11 protein-coding genes and 1 riboswitch are annotated in these 14025 nt (G+C 38.3%); of the genes, 1 reads left to right on the plus strand and 10 read right to left on the minus strand.

Annotated elements, in window-relative coordinates:
- Positions 1-3: 3 nt before the first annotated feature.
- The 8 genes from cbiB to N0O92_RS03585 all read right to left on the minus strand — a co-directional run bounded on the left by cbiB (position 4) and on the right by N0O92_RS03585 (position 9388).
- The gene (cbiB, locus tag N0O92_RS03550; protein ID WP_315613224.1) at positions 4-990 is read right to left on the minus strand and encodes an adenosylcobinamide-phosphate synthase CbiB; all 987 of its coding nucleotides are present in this window, start codon (positions 988-990) and stop codon (positions 4-6) included.
- A complete protein-coding gene (locus N0O92_RS03555; protein WP_315613254.1) occupies positions 980-2485 on the minus strand; it encodes a cobyric acid synthase in 1506 nt (501 codons plus the stop codon). Before N0O92_RS03555 ends, cbiB begins: the two co-directional genes overlap by 11 nt.
- Positions 2486-2850: 365 nt before the next feature.
- Entirely contained in the window at positions 2851-3402 is a 552-nt protein-coding gene (locus N0O92_RS03560; RefSeq protein ID WP_315613225.1) for a cob(I)yrinic acid a,c-diamide adenosyltransferase, read from the minus strand.
- A 9-nt stretch (positions 3403-3411) separates the two neighbouring features.
- A complete protein-coding gene (gene cobT / locus N0O92_RS03565; protein ID WP_315613226.1) occupies positions 3412-4455 on the minus strand; it encodes a nicotinate-nucleotide--dimethylbenzimidazole phosphoribosyltransferase in 1044 nt (347 codons plus the stop codon).
- Positions 4452-5840 carry a cobyrinic acid a,c-diamide synthase CobB gene (locus N0O92_RS03570; RefSeq protein WP_315613227.1) on the minus strand — a complete coding sequence of 463 codons (1389 nt, stop codon included), beginning with the start codon at positions 5838-5840 and terminating at the stop codon, positions 4452-4454. The genes cobT and N0O92_RS03570 overlap by 4 nt, the downstream gene beginning before the upstream one ends.
- A gap of 30 nt (positions 5841-5870) precedes the next feature.
- A complete protein-coding gene (locus tag N0O92_RS03575; RefSeq protein ID WP_315613228.1) occupies positions 5871-7349 on the minus strand; it encodes an adenosylcobinamide amidohydrolase in 1479 nt (492 codons plus the stop codon).
- Complete coding sequence (locus N0O92_RS03580) at positions 7342-8415, minus strand: FecCD family ABC transporter permease (RefSeq protein WP_315613229.1); 1074 nt, start codon at positions 8413-8415, stop codon at positions 7342-7344. Before N0O92_RS03580 ends, N0O92_RS03575 begins: the two co-directional genes overlap by 8 nt.
- The gene (locus N0O92_RS03585) at positions 8378-9388 is read right to left on the minus strand and encodes an ABC transporter substrate-binding protein (RefSeq protein ID WP_315613230.1); all 1011 of its coding nucleotides are present in this window, start codon (positions 9386-9388) and stop codon (positions 8378-8380) included. The genes N0O92_RS03580 and N0O92_RS03585 overlap by 38 nt, the downstream gene beginning before the upstream one ends.
- Positions 9389-9553: 165 nt before the next feature.
- Positions 9554-9756, minus strand: a riboswitch (cobalamin riboswitch).
- Between the two features lie 233 nt (positions 9757-9989).
- Here N0O92_RS03585 and N0O92_RS03590 point away from each other — a divergent pair.
- Entirely contained in the window at positions 9990-11171 is a 1182-nt protein-coding gene (locus tag N0O92_RS03590; protein ID WP_315613231.1) for a GTP-binding protein, read from the plus strand.
- A 98-nt stretch (positions 11172-11269) separates the two neighbouring features.
- Here the strand turns inward: N0O92_RS03590 and N0O92_RS03595 are convergent, their stop codons facing one another.
- Positions 11270-12445 carry an FAD/NAD(P)-binding protein gene (locus tag N0O92_RS03595; RefSeq protein WP_315613232.1) on the minus strand — a complete coding sequence of 392 codons (1176 nt, stop codon included), beginning with the start codon at positions 12443-12445 and terminating at the stop codon, positions 11270-11272.
- 137 nt (positions 12446-12582) lie between these two features.
- Complete coding sequence (locus N0O92_RS03600; protein WP_315613233.1) at positions 12583-13542, minus strand: metal ABC transporter substrate-binding protein; 960 nt, start codon at positions 13540-13542, stop codon at positions 12583-12585.
- Positions 13543-14025 lie beyond the last annotated feature (483 nt).

Consider the following 14025-nt stretch of genomic DNA (forward strand, 5'->3'; position numbering starts at 1 on the left):
CATTTATATTGTTTGTACTACGAATAAAAATAGAAGTCCGAATAAAGAAAATAACAGCCAACCTCCATGCATGTATATAATCGCGTTTGGAATATCAGATCGTTTTAACTTCCGTAGCGGATCTCCCATTCTTGCTCTTACCGATCTTTCTCCTTTATAAAAATTAACTCCACCTAATTGAACACCTAGTAAACCTGCTGTCATTGCTTCAGGCCAACCACTATTCGGACTAGGATGTTTTTTAGCATCTCTCATTGTGATTCTCCATCCATGAAGACGTTTTGATCCTGCAATAAAAAAAGATGATACCCACATTGCAAATGCCGTTGTTCTTGCAGGAATCCAATTAACAACATCATCAAGCTTGGCTGAAGCTCGTCCAAATTGTAGGAACTTATCATTTTTATACCCTACCATGGAGTCAAGCGTATTAATGGCTCGATAAGCCATTGCTAATGGAGCACCACCAATGACTGCCCAAAACAACGGAGCCGTTATTCCATCTACTGTATTTTCCGCTACGGTTTCAACGGTACCTCTCACCACTTCACTTTCAGACAGATTTTCCGTGTCTCGACCGACAATCATACGTAATTTCCTTCTTGCCTCATCTAAATTCCCGGTAGTTAAAGGAATGTACACTTGTAATGCAGCTGAACGTAATCCGTTAATAGCAATCGTTGTAGAAATAAAGTAAATTTCAACAACTGCACCAGCAAGGGGATGCCATTGATAAGCAAGGAAAACGATAAGATAGGTACCGAAAAATACAATTAGTAGTACAATTGCTACGAGTAAACATCCTTTCTGAAGCCGATGTTCTCCTTGATTTAATTTCCCTTCACAAAGAGATATCAGTTTCCCGATTTGTACAACCGGGTGTGGCAACCAATGAGGATCTCCTATTAGCAAATCTAGTAAAATCGCTAGCGCTAAAATGATACATAGTATGATAACAGGTTCGTTCCATGAACTAAGATTACTTACCATAAGACTCTTTCCTTTGCTTATTCTGAAAATCAGTCATCAGTTGATGCATTTTTTCTAAGTGTATATGTTCTCTTACAACGTTTGCTAACAAATCAAAGCCTTCTTCCTTTTTCTTAGAAAACGAAGCTCGATCTAAAATAGGAGCAAGTCCTTTTTTCAATCTTAGCTCGTTTACTAACAATTCACGAAAAACATCATTGTGAAAAATACCATGAAAATACGTACCAATAATTCTTTTATCTTGACTAATGGCGCCTTCCTCACGATCGGCTAATTGGACAAAGTGCTTATAGCCTGCCTCCAAATGAGATTCGCCCATATGAATTTCATAACCTGACACTGGTATCTTCTCATCACCAAATTGTGCTACCCCTGTTGATTGAACCGTTAATTTATAGGGGGTCATCGATGTTTTCATAGGCAAAAGACTTAATCCTTCTATTTCCTTCTTAAGTGATTCCACACCATCTTTATCTTCAATATGATTCCCTAGCATTTGATAGCCACCACAAATGCCAATGATTGTCGTTTTTTTCTGCTCCAACTGCAGTATTCGATTCGCTAAGCCTGTGTTATGTAAAAACATCATATCTTCAATTGTATTTTTGCTACCAGGTAATATGAGAAGATCTGGTTCTCCTAATTCTTCTCCTTTTTTCACGAAACGGACTGAGCAATCTACCTCTTCAAAAAATGGGTCAATATCTGTAAAGTTTGAAATCATTGGATACCGTATCACAGCAATATCAATTTCTTTGGATGAATCCACCTTTGTCGAATAATTACTGAGAACAACAGAATCTTCAGCTTCAATCATCAAATTCTCGATAAAAGGAATAACACCTAGTATTGGAATCCCTGTATAATTCTCAAACCAAGTAAGACCTGGTTGTAACAGAGAAACATCTCCTCGAAATTTATTAATGATTACACCGATTACTCTTTTTTTATCTTCCGGCTCAAGCAACTGTAGGGTACCCACCAAACTGGCAAACACTCCCCCTTTTTCAATGTCCCCTACTAAAATGACTGGTGCCTTCGCGATGTTTGCCACACGCATGTTAACAAGTTCACGGTCGTTTAAGTTAATTTCAGCAGGACTGCCTGCTCCTTCGATAACGACTCTATCATATTGATCAGATAATCTCTCATATGATTCTTCAATGATTCGTAAACCTTTCTGATAGAAATCTTTTCGATATTCTCCAGCTTTCATGTTTTTATAAGGTTTGCCATGGACCACAATTTGAGATTGAAACTCTCCGCTCGGCTTAATTAATATTGGATTCATGTCTGTTGTTGCTTCAATACCTGCAGCTTCAGCTTGTACACCTTGTGCACGACCAATTTCTTTCCCACAAGTAGTAATATAAGAATTTAAAGACATGTTCTGTGATTTAAAAGGAGCCGTCTTATAACCATCCTGAACAAATATACGACACAATGCGGTAACGAGAGCACTTTTACCCGCATCTGAATGAGTACCTTGAATCATAATGGGGATTGCTTGCTTAACCACTTAGATCACTCCTAACTGTTTCTAAATTAGAACCCAAAAAGGGAAGGGCACCCTTTTTTCATTTATCGTGCTAGCCTTTGCGATGGCTCCACTCGCCGTGCGCCTTTTGAGAAGTTCGCTCAAAAGGCTTAAAACATTACGGCGGCTCCGCTCATCGCTTCGATTAGATCCAAAAAGGGAAGGGCACCCTTTTTTCATTTATCGTGCTAGCCTTTGCGATGGCTCCACTCGCCGTGCGCCTTTTGAGAAGATCACTCAAACGGCTTAAAACATTACGGCGGCTCCGCTCATCGCTTCGATTAGATCCAAAAAGGGAAGGGCACCCTTTTTGGATCTAATCTCTAAAACTCTATTCCTTTTACTGCTGGGATTCCTTCGTTGTAGTAGTGTTTTTCCGGTTGTACGATTGAGACAAGGTCGGCTAGGTCTTTTATTTCTTGGAGCGCGTCTCTTCCTGTTATGACGAGATGGACATGTGATGGTTTATTTTGTATTAATTCCACGACTTCTCTAAGTGGCAGGACATCATCAATCGGGAATTTAGTTATGGCTAACGCATTATTTAATTCATCTAAAATGACTAAATCATACTCCCCACTCATAACGGCTTCTTTCGCTTTGGGCCAACCTATTTGCAAAGCTTCTCTATGTTCTTCGGGGGTTTTGGTCCAAGTGAACCCAATCCCTAGTTGGACCATTTCAACTCCGAGCTTTTTAAAGGCTATCTGTTCGCCATATGACCGTTGTGGTGATTTGATAAACTGATAAATTTTTACATTAAATCCTCTTCCGATTCCTCTTAGCGCTAGCCCTAAAGCGGAAGTCGTTTTTCCTTTTCCATCGCCTGTGTAAACAAGAGTTAATCCTTTTTGCGTTCCTTCATCTATTTTCATGTGATCCTCCTAATTTTTATCTGTAATCCCGGCCGAGCTAAATGTTGCCATTTCTTTTAACATTAACGTTGCTGATTGAATAATCGGAAATGCAACCGCCGCACCCGTTCCTTCCCCTAACCTTAAACCCAAATTGATAATAGGTTCTTTGCCTAATAATTCGGTCGCAATAGAATGTCCTGGTTCAACAGATTGGTGTGTGACGAGTAGATAGTCGGCCACATTTGCGTTTATTTCCTTTGCGAGCAACGCAGATGTTGTACAAATAAACCCATCCACTAAGACTGGAATTCTCTGTTCAGCTGCTGCAAGCATCGCTCCTGCCATTCCAGCTATTTCTAGTCCTCCTAACTTGCTGATCAAATCAATTGGGTCATTTCGATTTGGTTTTCGCTGCTCAATTGATTGAGTAATAACTGCTACTTTATGTACAAATTGCTCTGATGTAATTCCTGTCCCGTGACCAACCACATTATTCACAGATTCGTTGCTTAGCACACTAACAATTGCAGAACTAGATGATGTATTGCCTATTCCCATCTCTCCAAGAATGAGGCATTGCACACCTTTTTTAATCATTCTTAGGCCTTCTAAGTAACCAGCTTCAATAGCAGCCTCTGCTTGTTCTAGTGACATAGCATCTTCTTTTAAAAAATTGGCTGTTCCTCGTCTAATTTTTCTATTTACAAGCCTGTCATGTTTGCTATCAGCTGCTATACCTATGTCAATAATCTCGAGCAGCGCCCCTATTTGCCTACTAAAAACATTAATTGCTGCTCCTCCATTTAAGAAGTTCAAAACCATTTGTTCGGTTACTTCTTTTGGATAAGCTGAAACCCCTTCTTCCGTTATCCCATGATCGGCCGCAAAAACAAGAATCCCTGGTTTAGTTACACTTGGAAAGTGCTCACCTTTTATTTCTGCAAGGTTTATTGCGATTTCTTCGAGCCTTCCAAGACTTCCAATTGGCTTTGTTAATGTGTTGATATAAGCACTAACTTGTTTGCCGATGTCTCTGTTTCGCTCCGGGATAAAATAGATTCGTTGACTCATATCACATCGTCCTTCCCAGTTTTATGTTCTAGGCATTTCTTCATCCAGTTATCGACCATACTTGGACAAGAGGCGAAATGAAAATGAGTATAGCCTGCTACTAGATTATAAATGAAGCAACCTTCTACCATCGTCCCACGCATGCCTTTCGTTTCATATGCAGGTTGCAGTTGGTGCTCTCCTTGTTTATATGAGGAATAATGAAATTCATGACCTTTTGCTACGCTGTTTCCAAGAAAAAAGTTATCATTTAATCCTTTAATTTCTCGATATCCCAGTGCCGCTAATCTAGTATGCATTTGTACATTTCCAGGAATCACACCGACCATTTTATGTTTGGTTGATTTTGTCGTTTCAATAGATTCCGTTAAATACATATACCCCCCGCATTCAGCAAGTGTTGGTAATCCACTTTCAATTGCTCTCCTAATCGTTTGTTTTGAATTGTGATTCTCTGCTAATTTCTCTGCAAATTCTTCTGGAAATCCACCACCTATGTAGAGTCCGTCAGCTTGTTCCGGTACTGTTTCATCCGCTAGTGGAGAAAAGTATACGAGCTCCATTCCTTTAGCTTCCATCATTTCTAGATTTTCTGGATAATAAAAATTAAATGCGGCATCTTTTGCTACAGCTATTTTCACTACTTTTTCCTTTTGCTTTTCAAAAACAGAAGGTGTATTATGACCTGTTATCGGTTCTGCAACAGATATTTCGAGGAGCTTATCCAAATCAATTGTTTCAGTAACCAACTCTCCTAATTTAGTAAAGAAAGCGTCAAGTTCTCCTCTTTCTATGGAAGGAATTAAACCTAGATGTCTCTCAGGTATTTCAATATCAAGCTCTCGTTTTAAGTAGCCAATTACAGGAATTTGGCATTCTTGTTCAATTGCTTTCTTTACTAACTGAAAGTGTCCTTCACTTCCCACTTGATTGGCAATAACACCAACAATAGTAGGTCCATCAGCAAAAAATTGAAACCCTTTAACAATGGCGGCTGCACTTCTGGCCATACTGGAACAATTAACAACAAGCAAGACAGGACTTTTTGTTATCACACTTATTTCAGCGGTCGTCCCTTCATTTGTCTCTGGATTTTTCCCGTCATAAAAACCCATAACCCCTTCTAATATTGATATATCCGCACCTTTAGATCCATGTGTGAAAATATCCAAAACGGTACCCTTAGTTAGCATCCAACTATCTATATTTCTTGAAGCTCTCTTTGTCACCGCTGTGTGATACGAGGGATCAATATAATCAGGTCCACACTTGAATCCTTGAACGGTTAATCCGCGCATTTTTAAAGCAGACATTAAACCAATTGTTACGGTTGTTTTCCCAACACCACTTCCCGTACCTGCAATGACAATTCTACGGTTTGTCAATTGTATTCCCACCTTTCTTAATCTCGAATTCTAATGTTTGTGCGTACCCATTCGTTGCAAATATTTTTTAACTGCTAGAGTTGTTGCTTTGTAAACCAATTGACCTATACAAGTCCCAACTGTCGTTCCAGACCCAGCATATGGAGTTTGTGTTCCTTGCTGTGTCAAAGCTAGTAGTAACGCATCTGTTGATGTTCCTGTAGCAATCGTGTTAGAATTAGAGTCTTTTATTTGTAGGTCCTGCAGAGCCTTTACTTTTGCTTCGGTAGCAGACATATATCCATTCACAAGTGCACCATCTGAAAAATTTGCATCAATAAATACCATCGTATTAATCGTACCGACTTGGGTTTTACGGTTTGCCTTAACACTAGACGTAATATCAACGGCATTTCCAACTCCGGCTGTCACGATTACAAGCATGGAAATACCCTCTAATTCCTCTTCAATCACCACCATGTCCTCTAGCTTAACAGCCGTCATCATTCCAACTGCCCGCTCATATGGAATCTGATCGTTTTCCATCCACCTGCGAACATCACTTTTAGGGTCGGAGCAATGATAGTTTTTATCAACATGAAAATTACAAAAGTGAGTGACCCATTGTATTCCTTCGCCTATCACACCATTTGAAATTGTCCGAAGCGGTTTATTAAAACGAACATGGATATATTGGTCATTTTGCTCTATTTTATAGGAATCTTTAAAATAGAAAGGCTCTTTAACAACTGAGAAATTGGGTGTCATTAACAGTTGGGGCTTTGGGACATTTGGATGGGACTGAGTGTTCACATCGACTTCATAGACTTTTTTCAATTGTCCTTCTTTACGTAATGTATCAACGCCCCCAACATCGAGAAAAGCTCCATTATGAAGCAACGCCACTCGGTCAGCATAAAGAGAAGCCACATTTAAATCATGTAAAATGGCAAAAATGGTTAACTCCATCGACTTTTGACGTTCTTTTAATAAATCTAGCATTTGAAACGTATGCTTAATATCTAGATGATTCGTAGGTTCATCTAAGAGTAAAAGTTCTGGTTCTTGTGCTAACGCTTTGGCCAACAAAACCCTTTGTTTTTCACCACCACTAATCATCCGAAAAGGTGTTTTTCGGTAATGAGTGACTTGTGTAATTTCCATTACTTCCTCAATTACTTGCAAGTCTCTCTTTGATAATTGCTTGAAGAGCCCCTTTTGGTGGGGATAACGACCTAGACTAATAATTTCTTCTACAGTATAGTCAAAAGAGATTTGAACTTCTTGTGATAACACAGCTACCTTTTTTGCTTTCTCAAGTTTAGAAAGAGAGGAAATAGGTTTAGATGATAATAGAATATTCCCTTTTTGAATTGGAAGTTGTCCCGTTATTAATTTAAATAAAGTCGTTTTACCACTTCCATTTGGACCGAGTAGAGAGAAAAATTCACCTTTTTTGATTTCCAAATGTAAACCATTAATAATAGAGTTGTTGTTGTATCCTCCAACCAAATTCTCAACTTTAATCACTTCGATCCCCCCTTCCCATTCGTTCTCTTATTAATAGTAGAGCAAAAACAGGTGCCCCTATTAAAGCCGTAATTACTCCAATCGGTAATTCTTTTGGCGCTATAATCGTTCTCGCAACTAAGTCTGCTAGTATAAGAAATGCTCCACCTGTAAGCATTGATAACGGAAGAACATGCTTATGGTTAGGACCTGTTAAAAGCCTCACTAAATGAGGGATAACAAGACCAACAAAGCCTATTGAACCAGAGACAGCTACAGCGGCTCCTGTTAATAAAGAAGCGCCAATTAAAATATAGGTCTTCCCCTTTTTCACGTTTACTCCGATATGATCCGCCGCGTTCTCTCCTAACGCTAGAGCATTCAGTTCTCGGTAATGAATGAGCAGCATACATGAACCAATAATCGTAAAAGGGACAATTAATTGTACGTGGCTCCACCCTCTCATTCCTACACTGCCGTATAACCAATAAATGATCTGTGTCATCGCGTCCCTGTCACCTAAAGAAATAATTAAAGAGGTAACAGCACCAATAAAGGCACTAATAATAATTCCCGCAAGGATGATTGTTTCAATGGCCAAACTACGACTACTCAATCGCACGAGACCAAACACAACTAATAACGTAATAAATCCACTTATTATCGCAACAACCGGCAAAGTAAAACTTCCTAATCCGACAATCGTCACTTGAAAGAATAAAACAGATACCGCTCCAAGTGCTGCACCTGATGAGACACCGATCGTATAGGGATCAGCAAGCGGATTGCGTAAAAGTCCTTGAAAAGCAGCACCAGCTAGTCCAAGAGAAGCTCCAACGAAAAAGGCAAGGAGAACACGAGGGAACCGAATATTCCAGATAATCATTTCTTCATTTCTAGGAACCTCTTCTAACCATCCAAGGTTCAAACTATTTTCAGCAACAATATGTAAAATGATAGGAATCGAAATGATAACACTGCTTACCAATAAACCAAGGAGGGTTGTACCAAGTACAAACCCTCCAATTACGATATACAACCAAACAATCTTATTGCTCAAAAACGTCAGGATAGATAAGTTTCGCAAGAGTTTCCACTCCTTCGATTAAACGAGGTCCAGGACGAGTAACTGTATCATTATCAACATCATATACTTGTTCATTTTTAATTGCAGGTACCTCAGCCCATCCATCACGTGCAAGAACATCGTCTCTTGGATTCTCTACATAGTAACCATACGTCGTTATAATAACATCAGGGTTCAATTGAACAATCTCTTCTTCTGTCAAAGTTACCCAACCCTCTTGTTCTTCTGCTGCATTAATAGCTTGAATCGATTCAAGCATTTCATGCATAAACGTATTTTGTCCAGTTGTAAAGATATCTGGAGCTGGCGAAACTTCAACCCAAACTTTTTTCTGTTCTGTAACCAATTCTTCTGCTTGTTCTTTAATAGCGTCGTGGCGCTCCTTCATGTCAGAGATGATTTCTCCTCCTGCAGACTGACTTCCAGTAACAGTTGCAATCATTTCAATCTTATCGTAAACATCATCAAATGAAGTTGAACTTCCAACAACGACAACGTTAATGCCCGCTTCTTCGTATTGTTCCAGAATATCTGGGTGTGTATTGTAATGATAATCTGTTACGAGTGCAATATCTGGTAATAGAGTAAGAACTAGTTCGGCATTCATATCTTGACCGCCTACCTTTTCAACTTCAAGGGCTTCGGCAGGGTAATTACAAAAATCCGAAACACCAATTACTTTATCTCCTAATCCTAAAGCAAACGTGATCTCAGTATTACTCGCTTGAATAGAAACAATCGATTCAGGCTCTGTTTCAATTGTTACTTCGCGACCAGCATCATCTGTAATCGTAACTGGAAAGAGATCGTCACTATCTCCTGAGTCACTTTTTTCCTCTTCAACATCTGATTCAGTAACACTTGGCTCATCTGGACTATTTTGCTCTTGGATTCCACAGCCAACAATGATAGCTGCCATAAAGAATAATACTAGACCAAACAACCCCCACTTTTTCAAAAACTCAACATTCATTTCTTCTTTCCCCCTTTAATTTTGAGCACAAAAAAACGCTATTCCATAGGAAAAGCGTGAATGTTAAAGACACATATGTATTCAGTCTATAAGTCATATAAACCTAATAGCAATCTACATAAATGGTAAATTACTTGCGCTTTAAACATTCCTTTCCTCGAGGAAGCTTAATCGTACAAATAGGCAGGTCTCCTGACTTACGAATCATCGTAGGTTATCCTTCCCATGTGACAACACACAGTGGATTTAATCTAACCATCCTCATCGTATACAGTGGCGGGACCGTGTTGGATTTACACCAACTTCCCTCTTAGTCTTAAATGTAGAAAAACATGAACATTCAAGAAACCTATTTGTCTAATATTCATTTTTAGCTCTATGAGCAATTATAAGAGAGTTATATGTACTTTGTAAATAAGCCTTTTAATATTATTTTTACTACGATAGAAAATGAACAAAATTTGTAAACTCTCATCTAAGAAATTGTTCTATCATTCATAAGGTGTTTACAAATAGATAAAAGAACGATAAAATACAAATCGTAACCATTACTATTTGTGAAGATTAAAGAAACACTATTGAATGACAAAGGAGAACGATCATGCAAAAAATTCCTGTTACCGTACTAAGTGGGTACTTAGGTTCTGGTAAAACAACATTGTTAAATCACATCTTATCCAACCGCGAAGGATTAAAAGTTGCGGTCATTGTTAACGATATGAGCGAAATAAATATTGACGCCAGGCTCGTTAAAAATAATGGTTTCACTAGAACAGAAGAAAAATTAGTAGAACTTCAAAACGGCTGTATTTGCTGTACTCTGCGAGAAGACTTAATGCAAGAGGTTGAGCGAATCGTGGACGCAGGTAATATTGATTATATTGTAATTGAATCTTCAGGTATAAGTGAACCTGTTCCTGTTGCTCAAACATTTACGTATAGTGACGAAGAACTCGGGATTGATTTAACGAAAAAGTGCAAGTTAGATACGATGGTAACGGTTGTTGACGCGAACCGCTTTTGGGATGATTATGCATCAGGTGAGTCACTTCTTGACCGTAAAGAAGGTACAGATGAAAACGACACGCGTGAAATCTCAGACTTGCTAGTCGATCAGATCGAATTTGCTGATGTTATTGTCCTTAATAAGATTGAGATGCTAAAAGAAGTCGATAAAAAAGAATTACTAGGATTCTTACGTAAATTAAATGCTGACGCAAATATTATTCCAACGTCTTACTCAAAAGTTGACTTAGTTTCGATTTTGGATACTAACAAATTTGATTTTGAAAAAGTTAGTCAATCTGCTGGCTGGATCAAAGAATTAAATGAAGAGCATACTCCAGAAACAGAGGAATATGGAGTTTCTTCCTTTGTTTATCGAAGCAGAAAGCCATTTCACCCTGAACGATATATGAACTGGTTAGAAAATTGGCCAGTAGACGTTGTTCGCGCAAAAGGATTTATTTGGATTGCATCAAGAAACAACATGGCTGGCTTACTATCTCAATCAGGTTCTTTAGTTACTATTCAAGGTGCTGGAGAATGGGTAGCTGCGTACCCCGAAGAAGAGCAACACCAAACTCTTCTTGATGATCCGGAACTCCAAGCAAAATGGCATCCAGAATTTGGTGACCGAATGACCGAACTAGTCCTAATTGGAATCGACATGGATCATGAGCAAATAAGCAGTTCTTTAGATCACTGCTTATTAACCGATATAGAAATGGCTTCAGATTGGACAAAACTACATGACCCACTCCCTCAATATATAGAAGCGTAATTACTCGGATGTTCACAGAAATGAAATAGGAAGGAGATTCTTTGTTTTTAGAATCTCCTTCCTATTTTTCATTATGATACTTTTCACTTACTTCTCATTTATCTCATTTGAGATTGAACAATTCTCTCCGCTCCTCTTCTAGCACCTGATATGTTTCTAGAGACTGGTCCAATTACCAGTTCAGCCAATGCACCCATTACATAAAGATTTTCTCCCCATTGCAAAGAGTCTTCGGATACAATCGGATACCCGCAATTTGCACAGTGCAGTTGTTCCTTTTCTATAGTAGGTTGTAACCATTCGATACCTGGAGGAGAGGCGTGAAAACCCGTAGCTAATAAGACATGGTCTGTTCTAATAGATGTCTTTTCTAATTCTAGTACTATTTCCTCTTTTTCATATAATGCTTTGGATACGTTATCAATTAAGAGTTCAAGACGCCCTTCCCTACCCGCACTTATTACTTTCATCTTAAGCTCTTGTGGGATTGACCCTCTGAACCTTGCATTAGCAATAATCTTCCTTCTTTCTTCAAGACATGTAACCTTTTCAAATGATTTCATCTTCTTCGGACCTAACCAACCTGGATCGGAATCAAACTGATGTGTACGAAGGGGATGTCTTGTAAGCAGTTTTACTTTTCCTGGTCGTAAGTTACTCCATTTTAAAGCTGTATGTATTGCACTTATTCCTCCACCTATAATGACTATTTCTCCCTCAGAAGAGATATGCTGATTTTCATTGTTATCATAGATATGGTGAATATTAGCTCCTTGTACTTTCAATTCACTTGCCCAACCTGGCCAACACGGCTGGTCACTTAATCCCATTGCTAACACCACATTCTTACTCTTAATTTGTCTTTCTCCCATTAGTGTAACTAGCCAGTGCTTATCCACCCTTTGAAGTTTGTTCACACGCCCTTGAATCCAACTTTTTTTCAATTCAATCTCTTCAAAAAGAGAATCGCAATGTTCATTAAAAATAGAAAGGGAAGGTCGATCATAAGGACCATAAAAGTGAGCAGACATTTTCCCTCCTTTCGCTTTTGCATATTTCTCGAGAGAAAATGGATCAACATCAAGGTGATGGATAGATGGCGATCTTAAAAATGGCATTTCAACTGTTTTTGTACACTTCTTCCAAGTGAATAACGGTTCACGATGTGGATCAATGATTGCTAAGTTAGAAATCGATGTACCGTTTCTTTTAATTAAATACGTTGCTAACGTGGATCCTTGAATCCCTCCACCAATTATTGTCCATTCAAACATTTCTACTCTTCCTTTCTACATGTATACAAAACGTAATAATTACGATTTAATATCATTTTAAACGATTCATTAATATGATTCAAACAAAAAAAAAGAAAGCAACTCAAAAACAATCTGAGTCACTTTCTTCCTTTATATTATTTTAAGCCGTTTACAAATGTTTCAACGTTATGTTTCATCATTAATACATACGTCTCAGCGCCACTGCCTTCTTGCCCAACGGCATCTGTATACACTTCACCAGCAATTTCTACGCCCGTATCGCCGGAGACAGATTCCATGTAACGGCGATCAACCGTTGTTTCAACAAAGATGGCAGGAATATTTTGATCATTTACTACATCAATTACTCGAGCAATCTGTCCTGGTGTGCCTTCTTCATGTGAATTGATTTCCCAAACACCCTCTGTTTGGAAGCCATATGCTTCACCAAAATATTTAAACGCATCTTCACTCACAACAATGACACGGTTTTCTTCAGGAATTCCTTCAATTTCTGATGTAATAAATGCATCTAATTCTTCTAATTCCTCTAAGTAAGCATCTGCATTTTCGCGATATGTGCTCTCACCTTCAGGGTCACGCTCAATTAAATCTTCTACAATATTTTCCACATACACTTTCACATTTGCTACACTCATCCAAGCATGAGGATCTTCTTCCTCATCACCTTCAAGCATAATAGGTGTAATACCATCACTCACAGAGACAATTGTAACATCTCCAACGCTTTCAACTAACTTTCCAAGCCACTCTTCTAAGCCAAGACCATTCACATAAAAAACGTCAGAATCACTTACCTTTCGAAAATCACTTGGTACCGGCTCATATTCGTGTGGTTCTTCTCCTATTGGAACAATGTACTCAACTGATCCTCTATCCCCTACAACATTCCCAATAATATCTCCTAAAATGGAGAAGCTTGTTGTGATCGTTAACCCTTCTTCATCTTCTGATACAGTCGCATCTTCTGTAGTTTCTTCTTGCTGCTCTTCTACAACTTCCTCTTGCTGTGTTTCTTCTGCACTACAGCCAACTACTAGTAGGAAAGCAAGGCTTACTAGTAAAAACATAAAAAATCCTTTTTTTCTAAACATGTTTTCCTCTCCTTTAATTTTATTTCTTGTCCAAATCTAATTGTTTTGGACTAGGTAAACTTTTTGGGTAAAAAAATATTTGTTTCCTCACTGCAACAATTATATTTTTGCACAACTTAGTTTGTTTTGTCTATACATTTCTTCAATTTTTTATCCCTTTTTTAAAATTTTCTTATAAATCGCCTTTTCTTATAACATGTACTTGACCTATTAAACGAATTACCTATTGATACCTGTTCCTCTTTTACTTTATTTCATAAAAGGTGTTAACAAGTCGTAGGGCAACGTGAATCGTTCATTGTTAATGTGAAGCTCCTTTATTTCATTTTCATCACTAGAAGCCTTGTAAACGATAATGTATTTTGCAAGACAAAAGTGCAGAAAAATGCAAGAAATAGTGCAGAGTTTTGCCACCCAATAATTTAATTATCTTGCCTTTGATAAAGCGTTCGAAAGCCTGTAGCTTCCGCCACTATATGTTAA

This window comes from Alkalihalobacillus sp. MEB130 (assembly GCF_032335535.1).
GTDB lineage: Bacteria > Bacillota > Bacilli > Bacillales > Bacillaceae_D > Halalkalibacter.